Source organism: Paenibacillus sp. FSL R5-0810 (assembly GCF_038002285.1).
Classification (GTDB): domain Bacteria; phylum Bacillota; class Bacilli; order Paenibacillales; family Paenibacillaceae; genus Paenibacillus_AQ; species Paenibacillus_AQ lactis.
The window spans coordinates 4,752,691-4,777,549 of record NZ_JBBOCF010000001.1; the positions used below are offsets into that span (position 1 = coordinate 4,752,691).

Annotated in this window: 11 protein-coding genes; 1 reads left to right on the forward strand and 10 read right to left on the reverse strand. The window is 55.8% G+C overall.

Annotated features, from left to right (window positions below; all coding sequences use genetic code 11):
- The 7 genes from MKX76_RS21105 to MKX76_RS21135 all read right to left on the reverse strand — a co-directional run bounded on the left by MKX76_RS21105 (position 1) and on the right by MKX76_RS21135 (position 14,241).
- A complete protein-coding gene (locus MKX76_RS21105; protein WP_341034564.1) occupies positions 1-3,867 on the reverse strand; it encodes a DUF5722 domain-containing protein in 3,867 nt (1,288 codons plus the stop codon).
- 103 nt (positions 3,868-3,970) lie between these two features.
- On the reverse strand, positions 3,971-6,364 hold the full coding sequence (locus MKX76_RS21110) for a family 78 glycoside hydrolase catalytic domain (protein ID WP_341034565.1): 2,394 nt from the start codon (positions 6,362-6,364) through the stop codon (positions 3,971-3,973).
- The gene (locus tag MKX76_RS21115; RefSeq protein ID WP_341034566.1) at positions 6,361-8,508 is read right to left on the reverse strand and encodes an alpha-L-rhamnosidase C-terminal domain-containing protein; all 2,148 of its coding nucleotides are present in this window, start codon (positions 8,506-8,508) and stop codon (positions 6,361-6,363) included. The genes MKX76_RS21110 and MKX76_RS21115 overlap by 4 nt, the downstream gene beginning before the upstream one ends.
- 26 nt (positions 8,509-8,534) lie before the next feature.
- On the reverse strand, positions 8,535-9,365 hold the full coding sequence (locus MKX76_RS21120; protein ID WP_007132630.1) for a carbohydrate ABC transporter permease: 831 nt from the start codon (positions 9,363-9,365) through the stop codon (positions 8,535-8,537).
- Positions 9,366-9,377: 12 nt separating this feature from the next.
- Positions 9,378-11,288, reverse strand: a complete 1,911-nt coding sequence (locus MKX76_RS21125) for an ABC transporter permease subunit (protein ID WP_028404136.1) — start codon at positions 11,286-11,288, stop codon at positions 9,378-9,380.
- A gap of 107 nt (positions 11,289-11,395) precedes the next feature.
- On the reverse strand, positions 11,396-13,069 hold the full coding sequence (locus tag MKX76_RS21130) for an ABC transporter substrate-binding protein (RefSeq protein WP_007132632.1): 1,674 nt from the start codon (positions 13,067-13,069) through the stop codon (positions 11,396-11,398).
- 158 nt (positions 13,070-13,227) lie between these two features.
- On the reverse strand, positions 13,228-14,241 hold the full coding sequence (locus tag MKX76_RS21135; protein ID WP_007132633.1) for a LacI family DNA-binding transcriptional regulator: 1,014 nt from the start codon (positions 14,239-14,241) through the stop codon (positions 13,228-13,230).
- A 335-nt stretch (positions 14,242-14,576) separates the two neighbouring features.
- On the opposite strand from MKX76_RS21135, the gene MKX76_RS21140 reads away from it, so the two are divergent.
- A complete protein-coding gene (locus MKX76_RS21140; RefSeq protein WP_341034567.1) occupies positions 14,577-16,493 on the forward strand; it encodes a beta-N-acetylhexosaminidase in 1,917 nt (638 codons plus the stop codon).
- Positions 16,494-16,894: 401 nt separating this feature from the next.
- Here the strand turns inward: MKX76_RS21140 and MKX76_RS21145 are convergent, their stop codons facing one another.
- The 3 genes from MKX76_RS21145 to MKX76_RS21155 form a co-directional block, all read right to left on the reverse strand.
- Positions 16,895-17,842 (reverse strand): hypothetical protein, encoded by a 948-nt coding sequence (locus MKX76_RS21145; RefSeq protein ID WP_341034568.1) that lies wholly within the window; start codon positions 17,840-17,842, stop codon positions 16,895-16,897.
- 65 nt (positions 17,843-17,907) lie between these two features.
- Positions 17,908-18,399: an RNA polymerase sigma factor gene (locus tag MKX76_RS21150; RefSeq protein WP_210094271.1), complete on the reverse strand. Its 492-nt coding sequence runs from the start codon at positions 18,397-18,399 to the stop codon at positions 17,908-17,910.
- Positions 18,400-18,562: 163 nt separating this feature from the next.
- On the reverse strand, positions 18,563-24,826 hold the full coding sequence (locus MKX76_RS21155; RefSeq protein WP_341034569.1) for a 5'-nucleotidase C-terminal domain-containing protein: 6,264 nt from the start codon (positions 24,824-24,826) through the stop codon (positions 18,563-18,565).
- Positions 24,827-24,859: the final 33 nt, after the last annotated feature.

A 24,859-nucleotide genomic window follows, 5' to 3' on the forward strand; every position in this document is an offset into this window, starting at 1 on the left:
TCATTCGACCTCTGCCAAACCACTCTCTTTCATCTCTGACCCGTCATGCGGTACCTGTACTTCAGCCGTAACAACCGTCTCATTGCCTGCCTGATCGGTAACGGTATACGTTATCGTGTAGATTCGGCCGGAGCCCTGGCCTGACCTTGCTGCCCGCAGCAGGAAGGCGGTATCGGGCGTGCCGTAGTCCGCATCCTGAATATCCTCAGGCTGCAGTTCTTCATTGCTCGTAATCGACGTGAGAACGACCGAGTCGATATCCGAAGCTTCGTCGCTTGCTTCCACGACCGCATTCACCTGCACGAGCTTCTGATTCGGCGGCCACAACACCGCTTGATCAAGCGTAACATTCACGCTCGGCGCAGTCCGGTCGATCGGAATGGCCAGCGATGTGGACTTTCCAGTTTCACCCGATGTATGGACGGCGCGGTATTCGACCGTATTGACACCGTCCGTATCGATCGTAAATGCGGCGTCGTAAGCCTGCCACTCTCCGCCGTTGACGCGATATTGAATGCTCCAGCCTTCAGGTACGCCGCCTTCCGCCTCGATGGACACGTTCACCGGCTGAAGGTACCAATCCCCGCGTCCATCCGGCTGCTCGGGCGATACAGCTGCGGCAAGCTTCACCCGTTCGATGCTGTCCGCAAGACCGATGCCGTCGACATGGAAGGAACCGCCAGACCAAGGAATCCGGTTCTCCGGGGCAATCCAGATTTTAATTTTCGTTATGCGGTCCTTATGCGCCCATTCTCCAAGATCGACTGCCACTTGGGTCCACTGCTTCGCCGGGACATTCTCTTCCGCTTCAAGTATATGCTGATCGCTGTAGATCTTCACCCGTACAGTATAAGCTTCGGCCGACGCCGGACCCTGCGAAGGATAAATGCCGAAGAACAGGTACCGCTTGCCTTCGGCGCTCCATGGCTGATCGAACGTCTTGGCAATCCCTTTGCTGTCGCCCAGCTGTGCTCTCCCCATCACGGATGCCTTCAGTGACCGGCTGCCGCTGGCGGCGATGGAATCATCCATTCCGACCTGGGAGACGTATTCCGCTTTGGTCCAGCCTTGATCGTCTTGTTCGAAATCAAACCTGACCTCGGCCCCTTCCAGCTGGCCGGCCTGAATCGCCTCGGCCTGGGCTGCATCCGGCATTTCCCGCCGCGCGAGCTTGCTGGCATCAAAAGCCGGCGCGATCTCCGTCCAATCGCCGATGCCGATGATCGGTTTTGCGAATTCCGTCACCTCGAGCGAGCGCTCGGTATCGATATATTTGAACACATCGTATACGAGCTTGTGCTCGTCAGGGATGTTTAAGCCTTTGCTCGTGTCTGGATCATGCGTCCACAGACCGAGGTTCAAGCCGTATTCTCCGGCATGATCCACATGCCTGTGCAAGATGAAGGAGTCAATCCCGTCCAGAAAATCGGTAATGTAATAGGCATACGCATAAGCGGCCGCCTGCACCCGCTGGCTCTCCGGCGAATTGTCGCCGCTATGAAAGCCCTGTTCCGAAAGGATGATCCGGCGCGCCTTATCACCGTAGAGGAACTTCGGCTGGTTCATGTATTCTACAAGGATGTGCAGGTTCTTGAACGTGATTTTTGGCGTATCGAATCGCTCCAGCGACTGGGGTGCAATCCATGCCCGCGGATCGAACAGGTTCTCCGGGTATGGGTGATAAGCGATATGCCATGGAATATCGCCTTCCGCAGCAATCTCCGCCTGCAGCGTGTCGATAATCGAGCGGCCGTCAAACGAGCCGATCTGTGTCGGCGGCAGCTGCTGGTCCCAGTTATGCGTGAGCGAGATGTATACTCTGGCGTTGCTGTAGTAGCTTTTTACGATCGTATTCGTCAGACGCACCGTCCGGGCATAGTCCGATACGAACTCTCGCACCGTCTTATCATTGCCCATGTTGTACCATGTCTCCCCGGCGTCCACCTCGTTGCCGACGATGTAGTTCACGGCCCTTCCGTATTTCTCGTCCTCGCGCGTGTAGCGTTCCGCCAGGAAGGCGGTAATCGCTTTATAGTACTTCATGCCGAGCTCATCCGTTGTATTGAAGGCATACACAATGCCGTCGGTCGCATCCGGATGGAGGAGATACCGGTTTGGCGTTGTGGCGTCCATCCCGGTCTTATACATCAACAGGATCAGGGATACCGTCACCCCGTTATCCGACAAGCTCTTAATGGAATTATCCCTCTCTTCGATCCAATCCTTCTTGAAGTAAAAGGTCTCTCCCTCATGCACGTATTCGAACGTATTGGCCGGGTTAACCGTGCCATCGATATATAAGGCGTTATTGTAGTCCACGTTCAGCGCCGCGTGACTGATGCCCAAATCCTCCGCATCGCCCACCATTTGCACCTGGAGCCCCTTTTTGCTCTTCGCAACCGGGAACGGATAAGTTCCGAGCGCGAGCGCATCCGGATTGCTCACATACTTGGCTCGGTCTACAAGGTCGATTGTCCCGTCCTGCCGGACGATGGCAACGGCGAATTTGGAATATATCCGGGTATGGCCCGCGTCGTCCGCCAAGCCGATGTCGAACGTGAATCTTTCGGACAAATCCTGCTCGGCTAACGGCGCCCGATTCTGCAGGTCTCGATCCGATTCGTAAGGCTGGAGCTCAAACAATTGAAGCTTTGCGCTCTCATAGGAATCGACCGTTTCCGGGTCGAGCACTCCTTCGATGATGATCCGGTCGAGAGAGGAGGCGATTTCATGCCTGGTCAGCTCTCCCGGGAAACGCTCGATCGGCGCCAGCTGCTTGAACCGGATCTGATCGATGCCGATCTGTCCTCCGCTTGCTCCGTCCTCGCTTAAGAACGACAGCCTGAACTGTTTTAAGGTACCGGTCCAGTCGGGACTCAGCGACAGATTGAACTCATACTCGGCGGACGAGGCGTGATTAGCCGCAATATCGAATTCCTCCGATTTGGCGGTGTCCCAGGCTGGGCTCTCCTCCGTCACCCATTCGACCCTTACTTTATGGAACGAAGCATCATTCCGAAGCTTTACGCTGAGCGTATTGTAATGCTCGATGTCCTGAATGATCATGGGAGACTGCAGCACCGGAGCAGCATCCGACACATCCAGCAGCAGCTCGCCGCCGGCCGCGCTCACGGCCGCCCCCTGCGCGGTAAATCCTTCCGTTTCACCGTCGATGTTGAAGTCCATGCCGATCGCGTTCGACCCGCTGAGATAATCGATTTGATAATTGCCTCCCCAATATTCATAGCCGGGATCTCCTGGCTTCAAGCCGCCGTGGTCAAAATTGAGCATGAACGCGAATTCGATCTTCGTGATCGCATCCCGATGCGCCCAATCCTCGATGGATACCGCGATTTTGTTCCAGCTGTTCGGGTTGATCTTGGCAATGCTCTCGTAGGCTTCGTCTCCGTTAAACAACGTCGCCTTAATGAGATAATCCTCCGTCTGCCAGCCATAGCTGTTTGCCGCAAACGTTAAATAGTTTACTCCCGATAAGTCAATGGGCTGATCAAACTCCTTGGATACGGTTCTCCATTCATAGGCTTTGACTTGGTCCGACCAAATCTCCAGCGTATGGCTTCCCTCATAAGGCGTATTCGGGCCGTTCGCATACCGGTCGGCATAGGTAACATTCTCCGCACCGGCTCCCGCGCTCCATTTCCCCGGCTGGTTCACCTCGTCAGGCTGATTAAAATCATCGATGATGATGGACGGCGTGTAACCCGAGACGCTTCTGACATGGGCAGATGCTGTCAGGTCAGGGTCATACGTACCTGCAAGGGCAATCCCCGCAGGGAATGATTGCAGGGCAATCGCCGCCATGGCGGCAACGAGCAGCGGTTTCATGAACCTCTTCAGCTTATTCACGTTCAATCCTCCTCGCATGGCTATGAATATGTTCACACACGGATATTACTGCTGCTTCACCATTCACCCCCTTTCCGCTCTCCTCCGCATTGTTCCGGATCCGTTACACAATCATCCCTTCTCGTGTGCTCACAACAAGCTCCGTTCCTTGCTCAGCCTTCACCGTCAGGCATTGCGGAATCGTCAGCTCATAGCGCAAACCTCCCCCTTCCTTTCGATTCCAGCGGGCTTCAATCAGCCCGTAACGGGTTGGCACTGCTCCTTCCGCCTCGGACAAATCACCCGGATCGAATTCAATTCGCACCTCCCGATCGCCAAGCCGTCTCAAATCCAATCCCAGCACATATTGGGTCAAAATATAGCTGGGCGACGCCCCCCAACCATGGCTGAAGCTCACAGGGATATGATCGATCAGATAGGTCGGCGTGTGTCCCTGATACGGACTCGGCACCGTGCTGAACGGCAGGGCTGGATCGAACGTCTCCCACCAGGTCGTCGCTCCGCGGTCCAGCATTCCGCCCCAGTATTCGCGAATAAGGTCCAGCATTCCGCCCCAGTATTCGCGAATAAGGTCCAGCGCGCGCCGGGTTCTCCCTTTGCCGATTAGCGTTTCAAGGACCACATGATAGAAGAAAGCGCCCTTTAAAGGAGGAAGCTTCCCGGCCTCATACCATTCATCCAGAAACCGATCGGCTTCCTGCGGATCCATAACGCCCGACCAGACGGCAGCAAAATTGGTCTGAGCCGTGATCTGAGCCGACAACCCTTCCGGACCGATGCAATCAGCGAATACGATATCGCCGGGCTTCCGCATCTGCCCCCGGATCGCCGTCCTCAGCCGGGCCGCATGCTCCCGCCACTGCCTTGCCAAATCGTGGAGATCCATCTCGGCAGCCAGATCCGCCGCCAATCCCAGCGCCTTGTAATAGAAGCAGGAAACGGCCGTCACCCGGTCCCGCCGATCGATGTAATCGGCCCAGTCGATAAAGCACCACCAGCCTGGCCTGTCGGCCCGTGCAAACAAGCCGCTGGAATCCTCCTGGTCCCGGAACCACGCCATGAGCCGCTCGACCGCTGGCCAGATTTCGCCGAGAAACCCGCGGTCCTTCGTGTAGAGCCAATGGGCGTGCACGCCGAACAGCCAGTGCGCGCAGAAATCCGGCAGCAGGAACGAATTTCGCTCCGGCCCCGTACCCGGAATGGAGCCGTCCGGATTCTGAATGCGCGCTCCTTGCAGCAAGCATTTACGAAGCAGCCGTTCGTCGCCGAAAGCATGGTAAATCACTTTGCCCATTACCACGGCATCCGCTACCCATAGCGCCTCCTCCCGAAGCGGGCAATCCTCCAGATGATCCTGGCTGTTGACGAGGGTCGTGTAGACGCCGACCTCCCAGATCCGGTTGAGCCGCTCATCACTGCTTCGGAAATAACCGGACCGGTCAAACGGATAATGCACGGATTCGACGGCAAAATGCGCCACCTTCAACGGAACCGGCGTCGCCTGGCACGACACCTGCAGAAACCGGAATGCCCGCCGACCGAACGGCTTAAGCCGGTTCATCCCTGGACGCAGAATAAACGTATCGTACAGCTGCAGCTCCAGCGATTCCCCATACGACAGCTGGATGACGCCGCCTTCCGGTGCATGAACCTCCAGCTCGGGGTACCCTACCGTTTCCTTGCCGAAGTCGAACACCACCCCGGGGAGCGATCCGGGGGCGCTTGCATCCAGCGTCCAGCTATCCCAGCCGCTGCCGCCGGCTCCGGCCGATGCTTGCGCTGCTTCGGCCAGCATTCGGCATTCTCCGGCGCTGACCCCGAAATTGGAGTCCGTCCGGACGATCGCAGCCGGCTTCGCCAATACCCGTTCCAGCGGCGGAATCTCCCGGGGAAGCAGCCGCGGCCAAGGGGAGTCCGGATCCAGCGCAGCTGCGACTACGGATGCTCCGGCCCATGAAGCATCGTCATAATCGGGCTCCTCCCAGCCATCCTCTTTCTCCGCCAAGTAAATTTCGCGGAAACCGTTCCACAAATGCTGCCTGGAGACCTGGGCCATCCACCTTGGCGAACGGCGGACCTTCCAGTCGGTATCCGTTGCAATAACAGCCAGTGTCCCGTCGCCCATCTCTATTTCCAGCTCAGCGATGAGGCCGCCCGGACCCTGCATCTGTCCTGTCACGATATCGGAGGTTCCGAAGTTGTAAGCGACGATCGCGAGCGCATTCCTTCCTGAGCGGATCAGGCCAGTTACGTCGATTTCGTCGTAATATTTCCACTGAAGGTCAGCGGGAGACGGGCCTCCTCCCGCAAAGCTTCCGTTGAGGTACACCTGATATTTTTGATTCGCCGACACGAACAGCCGGGCTCGGGAAGCTGGTTTTTCAAGATCAAAGCTCTTTCGAGCCTCCAGGTAAACATTCGGCGTATTGGGGGGAATGTCTCCCCAGATCCAGCTCGCCTGCCATGACGCCTTCTTTTTGTGCAATTCAGCTTTCATCCCAGCCTCCCTGCCAGCTCCGCCCCTCGGATGCGGGCCGATTTGATCATACGACCGTCCTCCTCCAATCTCCACTCCACCGAAATGGGTCCCCGCGGGCTCGGGATCACGCCGCTTGCCGCCGTCAGCCCTCCGATGGCATGAGGTTCAAACGCAATGCGTTCATATCCGGGAGAAAGCGCCCGAATGCCGAGCACATACTTGGCGATCCACACGACCGGCGTACTGGACCAGCTATGGCACAGACTCATCCTGTAGGAGCTGTACGCAGTATATGTGGTCAGCGCGTGGTGAATATCGCTGCTCGGCGTCAGCCTCACGCCTTCCCAAAAGGTCGTTGCTCCCGCATCCAGCATCGTCCCCCACACGGTGGCAATCACTTCCCACGCCCGCTCATGCATGCCATGCTCCGAATAGCACTCGGCCAGCCAATAAGCCGAAAGCGGGGTGAGCGGGTCCCTCAGCCGATAGCCAAGCAGAAACCGGCGTGCATGCTCTTCACCGACATACCCGCTCTTAATGCCGATGACCGAAGTCAGCAACGCGTAGGAGGAGCCGATGAATCGGCTCTCGTCAAGCTCCGCGCGCGGCTCACCCCACTGAATGCCAAGCTCCGGTATATCCCCTGCCAACTGCTGCATTTGGCTCTTCGTCATGCTATAAATCGCATTTAAGCACGCCCAGGACTCGGACTCGGCCATCGGCGACCATTCGATGAAGGAGTAAGTCCCCTCGGCCTCCGGCATGAATACCCCGGTGCCGGCATCCGCATTCGCCCTTACCCAGGCGATATGCCGCAGCAGCTCCTCCCGGAGCTCCAGCACAAACGCACGGTCGCCCGTCTCAAAGTAGTAATCCCAAATGCTGCTGAGCCACCACAGCGTATAGGAGGGCAGATTGTTCATCCAATAGCCGTAAGGCGTCCGGCCCAGCTCGCGAAGCGACCGTTTCAGGACGGAGTAATCGTCCCACAGCGAATATTCGGTTTTGGCTGCCAAATAAATATCGTACGCCCAATTCAGACGGTCCCGCTTGATGCCATCCCACAGCCCGATTTGGTGGCATACCCGGCTTGTATGGACTGATACATCATAGATTCGCCGCATCAACGGCTGATCGACCTGCAATTGCCCGACCTGGTTCAGTGCAACGCCGGCAGCCTCCAGCCGAATCTCGGCTTGGAAGGGCGCTCCGCAATCCCCGCTCACGTACATCCTGACGTAGCGCATGCCTTGGGGATTGGTTGCGACGGCGCTCCCCGCAGGCACGGTCAGCCATTCGGTCATACATCCGTCGTAATGCAGCAGCTCTTGCAAAGATTCCGCGCCGTTCCACAACAGACCGATCTCCGTATCCCCCCTGTTCTCGACCCAGAACCGCACGTTCAGCTCCTGAGGCAGTTCAAGCAGCAGCTGCGGCACCCGGCTTAAATCCAGCTGGCGCTGCTGCGTCCGGCGTTCCTTCCACTCGCCCTGCTTCAGGAGGTGGTAGAAAATATGCCGCTCGTTCCGGGCCTTTACCTCCCCCAGGAGGATCGGTCCGGTTGTAGTCCCTTGTAGAAGAAAGGCGCCATCCTGATCAGAGTCCGCCACCATGCCGTTAACCGACATAACGTTCACGCCATGGATCGGCTCGGTAGCGATATCGCCGTAACCGCCGGCAATGAACCAGCCGGGAGCCCCGTCCAGATCACCGAAGGGCTCCTCGCCCCATACGCACACCACTTCGGCGGGGGAATCGCCAGCGCTCCAGGTCTCGTCCGTGGCCAGCCACAATCCTTCACTTCCGCTTATATACGCGATACAGCCGACCGAGCGGTCGTGCAGATGCATGTTGATCGGATGCATGGGCATCGATACCGTGTTGCAGATTTCCAAACGAATCGTGTACGCCCCCGGCTCCAGCCGGTCCGGCAATCCTTCTACCTTGAAGAATGCCGACGTATGCCTGGCGTGCTCCGCAACGCGACCAACGGGCGCTCCGTTCAGCATGATTTCCACTTCTCCCGTGCAGGCAAGCTTCATCTCTATCCGCTCCGCCTCTTGCAGAACAAAGGATCTCTCCAGCACGATCCGTCGTCTGCCTTCCCGTTCCCGGTGCCAGATCCAGCTGGGAATCTTCTCCGCTTGTCTGTGTATATTCATCCATCTCTCTCCATTTGGTCCGTCGTTTATATTTTCAAGGCACCCTGCGTAACCCCTTGAATGTAGTACTTCATCCCGAAGCTGAACAGCAGCACGAGCGGAATCGCCGAAATGATATAAGCTGCGAATTCCACGCCCATGTTGGATATGCCGAACTGGTTCGTAAACTGCGTAAGACCGACGCCAATCATCTGAATGCTGTTCGATTTGATCGTGAGCAGCGGCCAAATATAGTCGTTGTAAATACCGACCGATTGCATGATCATCAGGGTCATGAGAACCGGAACCGACAACGGCAGCACCATTCTCGTAAAAACGACGAATTCGCCTGCGCCGTCGATTTTGGCCGCATCAAACAGCTCATTGGAAATCCCCGCCATGAAGCTTCTGCACAGAAACGTGCCGAAGATTTGTCCTCCAGCCGCGGCGCTGATAATAATAACCCAGGGCGTATTGACCAGGCCCAGGTTCGCATACAGCACGTACGACGGGATGAGGGTCATCACGCCCGGGATCATCATGATCGCGAGCATCATCATGAAGAGCAACTCCTTGCCGAGGAATTCCTTCTTGGCAAAGGTGTAGCCCGCCACAGCGGACAAGGCCACCACGAGCGTGCCTCCCACCGCCGCATACAGCACGGTGTTCAAGGTGTAGCGCCAAATGGCCGCGAACGCTTCCGCATAATTGCCGATTTGCGCCGGGACGGGCAGCGTCCAGATGCCTCCTAGAATCTGGGCGTTATTTTTGAAGGATGAGATCAGCGTAAAGACGATCGGGGCGAGGGTTAATCCTACAAAAACCGTAAGCAGCACATAAAGCGCCGACTGCTGAACAAGCCTTGCCTTGGTATTCATGCCGCTCCCCTCCTAGTCCGTATTCGTTTTGATAAATTTCATATTGATGACCGTAATGATCATTATGATGGCAAACATGCTGACGCCGAGCGCCGAGGCATACCCCAGATCATTGAATTTCGTAGCGGCAAAATACATCTGCAGCGCCGGTACGTAGGTTGAATCCGCCGGCCCGCCCCCCGTTACGATCAGAATCGAGCCGAAGTCCTGGATGATGCCGATCAGCCCGAGCACGATCAGCAGCTTGAATTGCCCGGCCAGCAGCGGCAGATGGATGGTGCGGATAATCCGGAAGGATTTGGCCCCGTCGATCCTGGCCGCTTCAATGACCTCGTCCGGAATGGCGATCAGCCCCGAGTAGAGCACCAGCAGCTGAAGAATGCCGACGAACGGGAAGCCCATCATGATGATAGCCCACAGCGCGGTATTCGGGTCTCCCAGCCATGCATGGCTAAGCGAGCCGAGCCCGATCATCCGCAGAACCTGATTCACGAGACCGATGTTCGGATCATACATATCCTGCCAGACCAGCAGCATGCCGACGGATGGAATGACCATGGAAATAACAAAGAACGTACGGAATACGTATTGTGATCTCTTGCTTCTCAGATGGTAGATCAGCTCCGCTACAATTAGCGGAGGGATGAGAGCCTTAATCAGCCCGGTCACGATCAGGATCAGAAGATTGCCCACGCCTTTGGTGACGTACGGATCATTCAGCATGCGCCTGAAATTGTCCAGGCCGATGAATTCGCTCCTGGCCCCCGGATTCCAGTCATATAAGGAATGAATCAAGCCGGAGAAAGCCGGGATATACAGGAATATGATCAGAAGCGTGAAGCTCGGCAGAAGCATGGCATAGGCCAGCTTGCTCCTCCACAATCGCTGAAGGATGTGGGGCTTCTTGCGCCAAAGCCACAGGAACAACAGTGCGATCAGCACGATGGAGACCACGACCGCCCCGATTTGAAGCATCTTCTGAGTCATCGCCGCTTGTTTGCCTTGCGCAAGCACGGCTCCGACTTCATATTGGAAAACGGCTCCTTGATCCGATCCTGCAAAGAGCCTCGTGCCGTCAGCGCTGAATCGGATTTGCTGGCCGGCACCAACCTCCTTCGTGCTCCACAGCAGAGAGCCGCCCTCGTCCGCCACGTAATAATTGCCGGAATAATCAGCGACCGCAACAAATGCTCCATCATTGGTGATATGGACAGATGTGACCTTGTCCTTGGTCACCAATTCTCCAAGGCTGTCGCCTTCGGACGAGTAGATGACCGCCTTGTTGTTGGACGATCCTACGACCAGCGTGCCATTGTCGCCGACAGCCACATGCTGGATATCACCATCTAGGGGGATCTGAAATAGCTGCTCTCCGGAAGGGCCGAACATATAAGCATACTGATTGGCCGCACCCGCTGCCAGCCATTGCCCATTCGGCGATAAGGCTGCTGTCTTCACGGCGATGCCCACAGGGATCTCTTGCAGCACCTCTCCCTGTTCGTCCAGCAAACGAATCACGCTTTCGTTGTGGAGCGTTATGATCACTCGTTTGCCGTCCGGTGTTGCCGATAAATTCTTGATCATTTTTCGGAAATCCCGGCTCCAGATCTCCTCGCCCTTCGCATCAAGCTTATACAGATGCCGGTCGTCGGAGGAGACCAGCATCTGCCCGTCATTCAGAAGCGCGACACCGGTAACGACGTTTTTTGCCGCAAATTCGAACTGCTGCGTGCCATCTTGCTGAAGCAATATTGCGGTTGCATTCTGCGTGCCGACCGCCACCTGCTCGCCGTCTTCGGAGATGGACATCGCTTTGATCGTCAGCCCCTGCTCCATGGTCCAGATCGGCACGGAGGCATAAATCGGCGGGATCCACAGACATAGCAGCAGCAGTACTAATAGGATGGATTTGATTGCCCGCATAACCTTATGTTCACACTCCCTTCCATGCCAAGTGGAAACGCAGGACCGTTCGATACGAGTACCCCTTTTTGTTTAAAACGGTACCCTGCGCTTCACGATTTCGCATGCTACTGCCTAACCGGCGGCTGCCGCTCCGGATGCTCAAGGTCGGAGAGCTCCTTCTTGCGTTCCTTCAGCATAGCCTCAAACTTGGCATCAATGTCGGCCTGGTACTGCTTCAGCAATTGGTCCACATCGATTTCATCGTTGAAATATTTGGAGATGAGGCCGATGTAGCTCTGCACGGACGGCTGATAGTCGTGGAGACCGCGCGCCAGCACATTGCCCGGGCTGTTCAGTCCTTCCGTGTTTCCGATCGCGTCGAACGACTCGAATGTCTTCTTCATTTCCTCCGGCAGCTCGATATCGTTTAACAGCGGAGCGCCGCTTAAGGAAGCATCCTTGGAGTTTTGAACAGCCTCAAGGTATACCTTGTATCCTTCCGGACTGGTCAGATACATCATGAAATCAATGTTCAGTGCGGTCTGCTCCGCATTCTTTTTGACAAAGCCGTAAAAACCGGTATAGATATGGATCGTTCTAGCAGGCGCCTGCACCAGCTCCCCTTCCATGGAAGGCATGTTGAAGAATCCGAAATCGAATGATTTTACGCCTCCGCTCTCGCCCGTCTTCTCCGCATCGGCAAAATCCTTCGGAAGCTGCCAATAAGAGGACGGCAGCGCAACCATGGTTGCGGCCTTGCCGGTTAGGAACAGCTTGTAGGCCTGCTCCTCCGACATGCCCATGAATCCCTCGGGTGCGTAGCTGAACAAGGTCTTCAGATTGGTCAACACCTCGCGCCAAGCAGGATTGCCCTCGACTTTGTATGGACCGACCTTGTCTTTGATTGCCTTATACATCCGCAGCTCATTCGTCGACACATTGGAACGGGAATCGTTGTACGGATCGTTTAGATCGAACTTCCAGTTATCGTCGATGCTCGGCATATAGGTATAATCTTCTGGCTTGGACCGGATCAGCTCCACATAGTCGCGGAAATACTGGTCCGGATAAATGCGCATCAGCCAACCGGCCTGACCGCTCCATAAGGAGAGCGCATTGCCGCCGATCGTAAACGGGATGTACCCTGCTGCCTTCAGCTTGTCAAAAGCCGCGGTCAGCTCGTTAAAGGTTTTCGGGGTGTCTGTGATGCCAGCCTTCTCAAACATCTCTTTGTTGTACATCCACAAAATTTGCACCGATTCGAAGTTCAGCGCTTGCAGCGTTTGCAGATTCGGATCATCCAAATTGACGCCCATGCCGTCGAGATTGAAGCTCTCCTTCCAGAGCTTCCCCGTATAGGGGTTCTCCGTCTCCAGCCAAGGCTTGAAATCGACGAATTTCTGGTCTTCATTGAGATCGCTGTTCTCATTCGTGTTCACAAAATCGGCCTCCGGTTCCCCGGCGGCGAACTGGGCCTGCAGCCAATCCCGGTACCCCTCGGCCGGCTTGATATCCACGACCACTTTAACGTCGGGATGCTTCGCCATATAGGCTTCGGCTACCTTGCCCCATACTTCGGCGGAGGCTCCGCGCAAGGAGATCTGGATGGTGCCGCTTTTTGATGGTGCTACCGGCTGGCCGGTAGCAGGTTCTGCGGGTGTCGTATTGTCGTTATTGTTGTTACTAACGGGAGTCGGTGCCGGTTCGGCACGGTTGGCGCTGCCGCCGGAACAAGCGGCGAGCAGCGTAATGAGCGAGGTGATCAGGATGAGGCTAACGAATCTTCGAAATGGAAACATGACTATCACTCCCCTTAAGCGTTCAATGTATTCGCTTACATTTATGTGAAGTCTAAGCTGATCAAGTTGACCTGCATCACTCCCTTCAATGACGATGGGGTACAAAAACGTTTTTGTATGGCTTAAAAAAAGAACCGTCCAACGAAATCTATTCGTTATCAGGTCGATTCTCTTTCGCACACGGTGCAAGGCAGTACAATGGTCTGGATATCATCAAAGCCGATCTCGCCGTCGATCAGCTTCATCAGCAGCTTCGCCGCTTCGAGTCCCATCTGCCGCATCGGCAGCTCGATCGAGGTGATGGACGGACGGGCCAGCTGGGATACGACGGTATTGTCGAAGCCGATGACCGCTACGTCGTCCGGCACTGCATAGCCGAGCTCCTGCGCCCGCTCCACAACGCGGGAGGCAATGACGTCCCGGCCTGCGATAATAGCGGTTGGGCGGTCCTTCAGGCTCAGAAGCTTCTCGGTTTCCGCATATCCGCTGTCCTGCTCGAACGAACCGATGGCAACCAGCTGCTCGTCGAACCGGCCCACGAATTCCTCCATCGCCAGACGATACCCGTTATACCGGTCAAGCGAGGCATCCACCTCCAGCGTGCATGGCGTAATAAGCGCAATGCGGCGGTGGCCCTTGCCGACTAAATACTTCACCGCTTCGTATGCCCCTTGTTCGTTATCCGCGTTAACGCTGTGGCATAGACCCGGGATGGCGGGCCTTCCAAGCAGCACGAACGGGAAGCGGTTCTTGATCAATTCATCGAATGGCTGATTGATGGCTGCCCCCATCAAAATCAGGCCGTCGGCCGACTGCTTCCGGTACACGTCGAGCAGATGATCCGCAAGCTTGCTTGTGCTGGGCTTCTGGAAGGAGAGCAGCAGATCGTAATTATTATCTCCCGTCGCCTGCCCGAGACCCTTGATCACGTCAAGAAGAATGCTGTTCTCCAGCCCGTCTACGGTGTCCTCGACGACCAAGCCGATGTTGTTCGTCTTCTTGGTCACTAATCCGCGCGCCGATTGATTCGGCCGGTAATTCAGCTTCTCGATTGCTTCAAAAATGCGTTTCTTCGTCGCTTCGGCCACATGGGCCGATCCATTCATCGCGAAGGATACGGTACATACTGCCACTCCCGCTTCGCGGGCGACGTCTCTAATGGTTGCTGCCATGGTTATCTCCTTATCTCGAATGAAATCATATGTAATCCGTGTAAGCGATATCATAATAACCTAAACGATCGATTGGGGTAGTAGCTTGGTATGCAAAACGTTTTTGCAAAAACGATTTGTATCTAAAATACACCCGTAATTTACCAGTGTCAACAGAATTTTTTCCTCGATTCGATACCGCGGATTTGGAATGAGTTACAGATTGCTGTTAAGAAACCGGTTCAGCCCGGCTTGATAAAATCCTTATTGCTTTCCGCCCACGATTGCAATACCATTAAACATTATAATGATATAATGTTGTGACGTAAAAATCGTGAAACAGGGGGATTATCTCGATGAAATTACGTTTCGAGGGCCTAACCGCGGATATTGAATCCGGTGCCCGGATATTGTTGCATGAGCTTGGCGTGGAGATGAGTGAGGACGGATTTCCTGTCCGCATCGGACAGTCGGAGGGCGAACTCGTGGTCGGCCGCGAAGCGGACCATGCCTACATCCGCTATGGGGCGAAGCATCAATTCTTCCGTGGATTGGGCCTGCTCGTTCAGCACAGCCGCCAGCGCGAAGCCTTCCATATTCGGGAACAACAACAATTCGACCAGATCGGGCCTATGCTCGACCTGTCCCGCAATGCAGTGCTCACGGTAGAGAGCTTCAAGCTGATGCTGAATAAACTCGCCTTAATGGGCATGAATACCGTCATGCTGTATATGGAGGATACGTACGAGATCGATGATGAGCCCTATTTTGGATATATGCGGGGCCGCTATACGCAGGAGGAGCTGCGGGAAATCGACGACTATGCCGATCAATTCGGCATTGAGGCGTTCCCGAGCATCCAGACCTTGGCACATCTGGAGGAATTCCTGAAGTGGGAGCCGATCAAGCATTACCGCGATACGAAGGGAGCGCTGCTCGTCGGCAGCGAGCGAACCGATTCCCTTATTGAACGGATGATCGAAGCAGCCACCGCCCCGTTCCGCAGCAAGAAAATCCACATCGGCATGGACGAGGCGGAGGAGCTCGGCCGCGGCAAATATTTGGACCTGAACGGATATGAGAGCCGCTTCGACATCATGCTCGCGCACCTGGACAAAGTGCTGGCTGCCGTCCGCAAGCGCGGACTCAAGCCGATGATGTGGAGCGACATGTTCCTCAAACTCGCTTCAGGCGGAGGCGGCGATGCGGCATATTACGCTAAGGACACCTCGATCCCGGAAGAGATGGCCCGCCGCATCCCGAAGGACGTGGACATGGTGTACTGGGACTATACCCACATGGAGCCGGGGGACTATGAGAAGTTGATCGCAAATCACCGTCCTCTCGGCTGCAACCTCGTCTTTGCCGGCGCGGTTTGGATTTTCAATACGTTCGGCGTCAATTACGGGCTCTCCCTTAACGCATCCGATGTCGCATTGCAGGTGTGTAAGCAGGAGGGCATCCGGGAGGTATACGCAACCATGTGGGGAGACGACGGAAATGAGGGCAATCCGTTCGCGGCCCTGCTGGGCCTTCAGTTATACGCAGAGCATGCCTACTCGGAGCAAAAACCCTCCTGGGCCCACTTGGCCGAACGGGTAAAATTCTGCACGGGCATCGAGATGGACACCTTTCTGCTGCTCAAAGATCTGGACGAAATTCCGGGCCAGGAGCCGAACAATGCGAAGCAAAGTAATCCATCGAAATTTCTGCTGTACCAGGATGTGCTTCTCGGTTTATTCGACAAGCAGATTGAGGGCTTGGACCTCGCGAACCATTACGCGGAGCTGGAGCAGCGCATTCGCGACAAGCGCAGCCCGGATGCCGGGCTGGATTATCTGTTCGACATGCCGGAAAAGCTGAGCGCCGTATTGAAGCGCAAAAGCGAAATCGGCATTACGTTGAAGCATGCCTATGATGCCAAGGATCACGAGTCGCTGCGGCATATCGCCAAAAGCGTGCTTCCTGCCATCGCGGATGCCGTCCGTGACCTGCGCGCCTCGCACCGCATCCAGTGGCACCGGATGTTCAAGCCTTTCGGCTGGGAGGTCATCGATATCCGCTACGGCGGCGTCCTCACCCGCCTGGATACCGCATCGCTCCGCATTCTTGATTATGTGGACGGACGAATCCCGCGGCTCGAGGAACTGGAGCAGGAGCGGCTCGTGTTCAGCACCACCAACCGCTTCAACCACAAAGGCGTCGGCTGGTGCAGCCACTATTACCGGATGGCGTCGCCAAACGTATTCTATCATGTGCTGAATCCGTTCTGATCCGGTAAACTCCGAATGGACCCGAAGGCCGAAGGCCCTCGGGTTACCAGGGCGTACCTCTTGTCCATGTCGCAGCAGTGAGCCAACATCATTGAACAAACAATGGGCCAACACCAAGCCAACATGGAATCGACATTGAATCAACATTGAACCACATTGAACCGACATTGAACCGACATTGGATCAACATTGAACCAACATTGGACCAACATGGAATCACCTCGAATCAAAGTTAAACCGGCTTCATCCGTTGAACCCAGCGTCTCATCCGCGGTAACTCAACCCATTTGCATCAGCTCGGCTGGCTCATCCAACGAGTGACCCAAAAAAAGAGCGGCCCCAAGGGTCGCTCTTTTTTCATAAAGTCAACGTTTCCTATAATCAAAGGCACTCCATTTATGCTACTCCATGCGATCCCATAGCGCGCCGAAAGCCTCGGCATCCATTTCGAAAAACACCTGCGCATGGCTGTATTTCGCATAAGGCCCGCTTTTGAACAGCCGCAGCTCTACCTTGGTTCCATCCTCCAGATTCAGATATAAGAATTTCTGTTCACCCGAACCGGCATCGTATATTCCGGCTTCCATCAGCTGGTTCTCCGCAACCGGCTTTGCCTCATATAACGCCTTGATGAAAGCGTCCAGTGAAGCATCCGCGGGCAGCTCCTCGAGACGGGTCTCCCCCATATTCCAGCTGTCAAAGTCCTGCCACTGCGCTGAGGCGATCCGGCCGTCAAGCTTAAGCTTGCCCGCGATATCCTCGCCCCGCATAACGGTAATGCCATTCAAATGCTCATATAACTCGGCAAAGACCTGACCGTCGTGTTCTTCATAGGACATGATCCGAAACGTCTCATCGTACCCCTGTACCGCGTAAATATCCGCCTCGCCGATGGTGGAGGCAAGCTCCGTATAATCCGCCTGCGTGCTCCATTCCGTAATGCCCGCCGTCGTCCTGCCGAGCTTCTCTCCGCGCAGCTCCTTGGCCGTCTCGGCCGTGATCTGCGTCCCTGTCTGGGTGTAAATGTTGCCTTTATAGACGACCAGGCCGATCATATCCATCATGACGCCGTCGTCTTTCGGAAGCTCGATCGCAGGAAGCTCCACCTTCTCGTGCCCGGCTTCGGCCGGATCCCGAGGACCCTCCATCCCGGGCAGTGCGTCCTGGCCATCGCTCACGGTCGGCGTCACAGCAGGCGCTTCCGCTATAGGCGTATTCTCTGTCTGCCAGATGATCGATATCACCAGCACCACGCCTAGTATAACGGCAGCGCCAACGCCAGCCATGCCGATCCGGCTTCTCCTTATCGGCGAATGTTTCTCTTGCTCTTTTTCTCGGATTCCATTCATGAGACGTTCCTCCAATCCTTGATCAGGTTCTATACGATTTATCAATTTCTTGTAATCATTCCGGTTCATGGGCGCTCCTCCCCTTCCAGGTCCATTCGCAGCAGCTTTCTGCCGCGCTGAAGACGCATTTTGACGGCAGATTCGCTGATCTGGAGTATGCCGGCGATTTGCCGCACCGAATAATCCTCGTAATAAAACAGATGAATAACCGACTTGTATTTAAAAGGCAGGCCCATCACATGATCCATAAGCAGACGTTCCGACGGTTCCTCGAAGTAATCGTCCATATGCTCCATTCGGGTCACCCGTTTGCGCCACAAACTGGACAGCATGTTTTTGCACTGGTTTGTAATCACCCGGATCAGCCAGGCTTTCTCGTGCTCCCTGTCTGTGAACACAGGTGCTTTGTTCATCAGCTTGATGAACGTTTCCTGCATGGCTTCCTCGGCATCCTGCTTGTTTCCAAGGTAAACCATCGCAATTTTGAACAGCATGCCGCCGTAAAGTTCATAGGCTTCCGCAATATCCCCGCCCGGCCGGAGCGAATATGTCTGCATGGTGTTTCAGACCTCCTTTTACCCTTAACACAGTTATGGACGCAGATGGGTCACATTTGGGTACAAAAAAAAGAGCCGTTCCCATAGGGAACAGCTCTTTTGCGGTCAATCCTCACAGCAGCGCGAAGCTGCCGTACATTTCGCACGATGATGTGCGCCCATGTTACTTCGCAAAGGTCAGCTTGCCCAGCATCCGGTTCAGCACCGCGGCGCTCTCGCCTCGCGTTGCATGGGACTTCGGCGCAAACCGCTGTCGGTTATCGCCGTTCAGAATATCAAGCTCGCCTAAAACTTGCACCGCTTCCTCGGCCCAAGCACCGATATGAGCCTCATCAGCGAAGCGGATTGGCACATCGCCGCCTTGCTCGTACCCGGCGTATTCCAGCGCCTTATGCGCCATAGCCGCCATCTCTTCGCGCGTAATCGTCCGGTCCGGCCGGAATGTGCCGTCCGAATAACCATTGACGATGCCCGCTTCCACAGCCGCCCGGATCGAACCGGCATGCCAATCGTATACCGATATATCCTCGAAGGAATCCGGTCCCGCAGCAGCACTCAGACCGAGCGCCCTTACAATCAGCGCTGCAAACTCCGCCCGCGTGATCGGAGCATCCGGCACGAAGGCTTGCTCCGAACGTCCGGTTACGATCATCTTGGCAGCGAGTGATTCAACGTCCCCCTTCGACCAGTGGGAACCGATGTCTGGGAACGTGGCCGTATTCCGGAGAACCAGATAAGTTCCGCTCTCCCGGCTGTAGATATCGACCTGCTGCGCGTTCATTTTGAACGGCACCGGTGTGTATCGTCCCTCGTTCAGACGCACCACCGCCAGCGAATTGGCCGGTCCGGTCTGATCCACCACGACCGAACGCTTCACGTAAGAGGCAAATTCATTCAACTGGGCGGTCTTGCCGCTGGAGGCATGCGCCTCTACAGCGTAGTTCACCGCTTGCAGCGGGCGATAGCCCTGGGCTGCAGCTGCCTTCAGCGCGTCGGTATCCTTGGCCACCCGGACAACCAGGCGAATCCCCGCGGTATCTGTCCCAATCTGCTTCGCCAAGCCTTGAAGGTCAATCTCCTTCTTCGGCAGATCGAAGCTTCCGAAAGGCGTTACGACGCTCAGCACCTGGACGCCTGCTTGGGCAAGCCAAGCTTGCAACGCTTCGTTATCCACCGTAATCGAGGCGGATTGGAAAGGCTGCGTGCTTACGGCCTCGACCGTTACTTTTCCGCCAGTCGGCTGCTTCAACGCATCCTTCAAGGCAGACCCGGTCACCGTGCCGGAAGCTTCTCCATCCTTCACTTGAGCCTGCACCTTGACTTTGCCCGGCTCTGCAGGCGATGGGGTGCCGGTACCCGGCGGGTTCACCGGAGGGGTTGCCGGTCCAGGGGAACCCGGTGTGCCTGGATTTCCCGGCTGGCCAGGCTGCCCTGGCTGTCCTGGGTCAGGTCCTCCAGGAAGCGGTGCTCCCTTCAAGTCAACGATCCGGCCTTCGACAGCCGAGGTTTTGTCCGTAATCGTGCCTACCTTTTTCACGTAACCCGAGAAAACCTCATAGTCCGGAAGATAAAGCAGCTTTACGCGCCCTTCCTGATAGGCCTTCTCTAGCGATGCGTAGAAATCGCCGCCCTTGGCGGTAAACGCGTTCGTAGCAACCTCGTACGATTGCTTCGGATCGATCAGCTCATAGCCGTTCTTACCCTTCACTTCCATGCGGAGCACACGCTCACCGGCCGGTTTCGTGGAATCATAGTAGAACCTCATGCCGGCAATATGCGGGAACCGTCCGTCCTGGGCAGGGATTTTGGACACGCCGTTTTCCAGCGCCTCTTTAATTTCCTGACCGGTCAGCGTGATGGTAACCAGATCGTTGTTGAACGGCAGAACCGTCATGATGTCGCCCATCGTAACCTTGCCGGCTTCGATCGACTCCCGGATGCCTCCGCCGTTCTGCAGCGCGATCACCGCATTCGTTCCCGCTGCCCGCGCCGCATCCAGCATGCCGTCGGCAATCAGGTTTCCAAGATTGGTTTCCTTCGTCCGCACATCGGCCCGGACTCCGTTCAATTTAACCTCCGTATAGCCGACCTCCGTCTGCTTCAGTTCCTCTACGCCCGGCTTATATTTCGTATTCAGAAGGTTGAGCGCCTCGGCATCCGGCTGGATCACGTACTGGCCGCTGCTATCCTTTTCATCAACCGAGATCAAGCGGCTGTTCCAATCCTGCAGAACACCCTCGTCGTCGAACACGACTTCCAGCCTGCCTAGGAATTGACCCTTCTCGCCGGTCTGTACGATCAGCTTCGGCTCGCTGTCCGTACGATCCACGACGGCTTGATCCAGCTTGGTGTGGCTGTGCCCGCCCACGATAATATCGATGCCTTCCACGGCCTTGGCCAGGTTTACGTCGACGTCGTAGCCCAAGTGCGACAGCACGACGATTTTGTTAATGCCTTCCTGCCGAAGCATCGCGACGGTATCCTTAGCCTTCTGTACGGCATCGTCAAACGTGACCGGCCCTGGAGAGGCAATGTTTGCCGTGTCTTCGGTGGTCAGGCCGATCAGGCCGACCTCCTGGCCGTCCACTTCCATGATGACCGCCGGATAAATGTTGGCGGCTTTGGCATCCCGCGTGACGCCATCGTTGAATTTCTCCCGAAGCACAGGATCTGCCGAGAAGTTCACATTCGAAGACACGAACGGAAATTTTGCGTTCTCGATGAATGCGTTCAACACCTCGGATCCTTTGTCGAATTCATGGTTTCCGAAGGTCATCGCATCGTATTGAACCAGATTCATGAACGCCAGATCGGCTTGTCCTTCATATTGATTAAAATAGAGCGTCCCGGAGAATACATCCCCCGCATCCACAAGCAGCGGATTCACCGCTGAAGCCTTCGCTTCTTTAATGGCCGTCACCCGGCGCGCGATGTTGTCGGGCGAGCTGACGGTATCCAGATTCGCGTGCGTATCGTTCGTATGCAGAATCGTCAGCGGGAAGCCCGAAGCGGCCTCGCCCGTCAGGTCCAGCTGCGCGACCACCGGATCATGGTCGGACACGCGGCCTTTGGAGGCCGGGAAATCGGCGTTAAGATGGACAACGTCAACCTCAGCCGACTTCGTCAGATTCTTGCTGACCATAATATGGTCAAGCACCTGCGAGTTGCCATCGTACGTATACGTATACCGCTCTCCCGGCGGCAGAATGTCGATCAGATTGTCGAGCTCATTGCCTTTCAGAATCGTTCCGGTCTGCGTGAACTGGAAATCATTCAAATCGCCCAGAACGATGATATTCGCGTCAGGATTGCCCTGCAGCACATCCTTGACGAAGCCGTTCACGACAGCCGCAATCTGATGGCGCTGAGCCTCACTGGATAGCAGTGGCGGCTGCGTGCTGCCAAAAGGCCCTTGGTCTCCGGATTTCGAATTGAAGTGATTCGCTACGACGATCACTTTTTCGCCGCGGAATTCGAACTGGGCGGCCAGCGGCTTGCGGGATGCATGGAACGCGCTGTTCTCCGGTTCGATCCGGCCCGGATTGTAGGTAAGCTGATCCGTGGCCGCATCATAGGCAACCGCATCCGTCGAGGAGCCTTTCTTGCCGTTCACGCTCTCCGACAGCTTGACGCGGTCGGCGTTATAGAGGAAGCCTACCCGGATATTCGCACCCGGTGCACCGCCATCTTTGTTGTTGACCGGATCGATGTCCGTGAAGCTGTACTCCGGTCCGCCGGCCGCTTTGATCGCTTCGATCAGCGCCCGATAGCTTTGATCCGCCGCCGTCGTGCCGTCATTCTTCTCCCCGTTGTTGTCCTGAACTTCGACCAGTCCAATGATGTCCGGGGATTTCAAATGACTCACGATGGAATCCGCAAGCTTGTTGATCTTGGCGGAGCCCACGCCAGGATAAAAGTTCTCGATATTATAGGTCGCCACGCGCAGCTGGTCATCCTTCACGTCGATCGTGGATACCTCTTGTTCAAAGGAACCGCCTTCGATCGCAGGCAGCCCGTCTTTTGGAGGAATGACCTTGAAATTGCCGCTGTTGTATCCGATCACGCCGATGACATCCTCGGCAAATGTATCGCCCGTGCTCACTTCCTGCCCCGGATTCCCGTAAGCGATGATCAGGCGCTGCGGGTTGAAGTTGCCTTGCTCCTTCAGCACCAGACCGCCTGCCGGCGTAATGACGTCCGGAACGTTATTTTCGACACGGGTCGGAATGTTGTAGGTGCCGCTGCTCGTCCAATACGGACTAATAATCGTCGGCTCCGGCAGTCTGACCCGCATCCCTTCAAGCGATTCGTAGAAATCGATGGCGTCTTCTTCCGGATCGAACACCTGGAATCCGTCATTATCGATGATCGATGCCGGGATCGGCCGCCCGCCCTTGCCCAGCGTAACCGGCTCCGGCAGCGGCTGATTTTCCGAGATTACGGTGAGCGATTGCAGCTCGATCTGGGTTGAGGTCAGATTGGACGAGCTTCCTTCGTTATATTCCGCCACTTTGCCGGTAACGGACACAAGGTCGCCTACATCCGGCAGGTTAGTACTGCCCGTCCCAAACACGAAAATCGCATCGGAGGTGTTCGGATTATTATCCGGCTCTGCATCCTGGATATAGAAGCCCTTGATGCTGCCATTGGAGAAGGTATAGCCGTATTGCGTAACGATACCCTCAATGCCCTTTACGGTTTGCCCATTATACGGCGAGGCGTGTCCTTCGCCTTGAATGTCCGCAATGCGCGGCTGCTGTGTCGCCTTGTAAGCAAACTCATACACTTTGCTCATATTCGTGCCAGAGACCACGATGGCCTTGATGGTCATGTCGCGGTCCACTTGAATCGGCTTGGTGTACAGCGTGCTTGCCGTCGTCGGAGTCGTTCCGTCCACCGTATAATAGATGCTGGCTCCAGTCGTCGGACTCGACAGCTCTACCGTGCTTCCGATCATGATCGGGCCTGGCCCCGGGCTTGCGATCACGGAGAACAAGTCTTCAATCAAGGCGTCATTGCTTAGCGGGATCAGCTCGTAGATATTGTCGTACTGCTTCACCACGCCCGTTACCCGGCTGAAGGTTTTACCCGGAGCAAGCTTCGACAGACCGGAATAAATGATGAATTCGTGCCCGCCTTGCTCGGCCGTAAACTCGCCCGCCCGATTCTCGGACTTAATGGACACATCCTCCAAATAAACCAGCCTTGCCTCGTAAGCTTCCCCTTTGTCTGCAGCAAGATCCGCTCCGCTAATCCGTACCGCCTGCGGCGGTCCGACGTTGCTGTCCGTCACGTTATACGGCAGCAGCGCATGCGGCTTGATCTCTTGCAAATTGTTGTAGATTTCCATCACGCCGGCCACGCTGACCCGATCGCCCACTCCTGCGCCAATCGGATAATCGTAGAGCACAATGCCAGCGGTATCGTCCTGGATATAAGTTTCTCTGCCTTCGATATGTGTGATGATGCCTTCCGTCCAGACGTGTTCGCCTTTAGACTTGGCTCTCGCTTCCGCAACCGATGTTTGCTTCAAAATATCATATTGGAACGACGTTACCGGCCCATCCGGAACGCCTTCCATAGCGGCAAACGCATCGATTCGGGTCGGCTCGTTGATAACGATCGGACCGTCTACGAGCTCAAACCCTCTGCCGGAGCCACCCGAAACGTAAACATCCGCATAGACTGAAGCGCCTACCGTAGGCGGGGCCAGCGTAATCTCTGTTCCTGCCGGCCAGGCATTCGGTTCCGGGGAGGCCGTTACCTTGCCTAAGCCGCTGCCCGGGCTCACCGGTGTAGCCGGATGCGAGCTGTTTCGAGGATCCGGAGCCGCAACGTAGAAATCAGCGGCGTTGTCATCCGTATCCCGGCCGCGATCTCCGGGCTGACCTGCGGTCAATTCTTTCCGGATCGCCGCCTTGTCAGCGGATAACGCAGCCGTCGGATTGGTTTCCGAATCGCTCGCGGAGCCGTAGCCGATCAGATCGACGCGCTCCCCTGCTGCGTTCACCAGGTCTACCTTGCCGTTACTGGCGGCTAGGGCCAAGTTCCCTGTCAGATCGGGTGTTGGAAGAGGCAGACCTGTGTTGCCCCCGCTTTGCTGAATTAATAGATATTGGTAAGGCTCGATGCTACCTGTTAACGAGGTCGTGCTATTAAAACCACCTGTATCACTTGCATAACGTACCTTCCAGCCTGTAAGGTCTACGGCCTGTCCCGTAGGGTTGAACAATTCGATGAAGTCGTTGGCATACAACGCCCCTTTGCTTCCGCCACCACCGTAAACCTGGCTGATCACGACTTGATCGTTCTGAGACGAAGCTTTCGCGATCTGCAAGGAACCGAAAGGAACAAGAATACTTACCAGCATAGCAATAGCAAGAAGTACACTAAGTGGTTTTCGGCCCTTCTGGAATCGAATGCGCATTCAGGTTTTCACTCCTCAACTCTATTAAATTTT

Coding starts and splice junctions, on each gene's coding strand:
- MKX76_RS21155 (WP_341034569.1), bottom strand. CDS start 24,826: ATGCGCATTCGATTCCAGAAGGGCCGAAAACCACTTAGTGTACTTCTT.
- MKX76_RS21150 (WP_210094271.1), bottom strand. CDS start 18,399: ATGCAGACATATTCGCTCCGGCCGGGCGGGGATATTGCGGAAGCCTAT.
- MKX76_RS21125 (WP_028404136.1), bottom strand. CDS start 11,288: ATGCGGGCAATCAAATCCATCCTATTAGTACTGCTGCTGCTATGTCTG.
- MKX76_RS21115 (WP_341034566.1), bottom strand. CDS start 8,508: ATGAATATACACAGACAAGCGGAGAAGATTCCCAGCTGGATCTGGCAC.
- MKX76_RS21130 (WP_007132632.1), bottom strand. CDS start 13,069: ATGTTTCCATTTCGAAGATTCGTTAGCCTCATCCTGATCACCTCGCTC.
- MKX76_RS21135 (WP_007132633.1), bottom strand. CDS start 14,241: ATGGCAGCAACCATTAGAGACGTCGCCCGCGAAGCGGGAGTGGCAGTA.
- MKX76_RS21145 (WP_341034568.1), bottom strand. CDS start 17,842: ATGAATGGAATCCGAGAAAAAGAGCAAGAGAAACATTCGCCGATAAGG.
- MKX76_RS21140 (WP_341034567.1), top strand. CDS start 14,577: ATGAAATTACGTTTCGAGGGCCTAACCGCGGATATTGAATCCGGTGCC.
- MKX76_RS21120 (WP_007132630.1), bottom strand. CDS start 9,365: ATGAATACCAAGGCAAGGCTTGTTCAGCAGTCGGCGCTTTATGTGCTG.
- MKX76_RS21110 (WP_341034565.1), bottom strand. CDS start 6,364: ATGAAAGCTGAATTGCACAAAAAGAAGGCGTCATGGCAGGCGAGCTGG.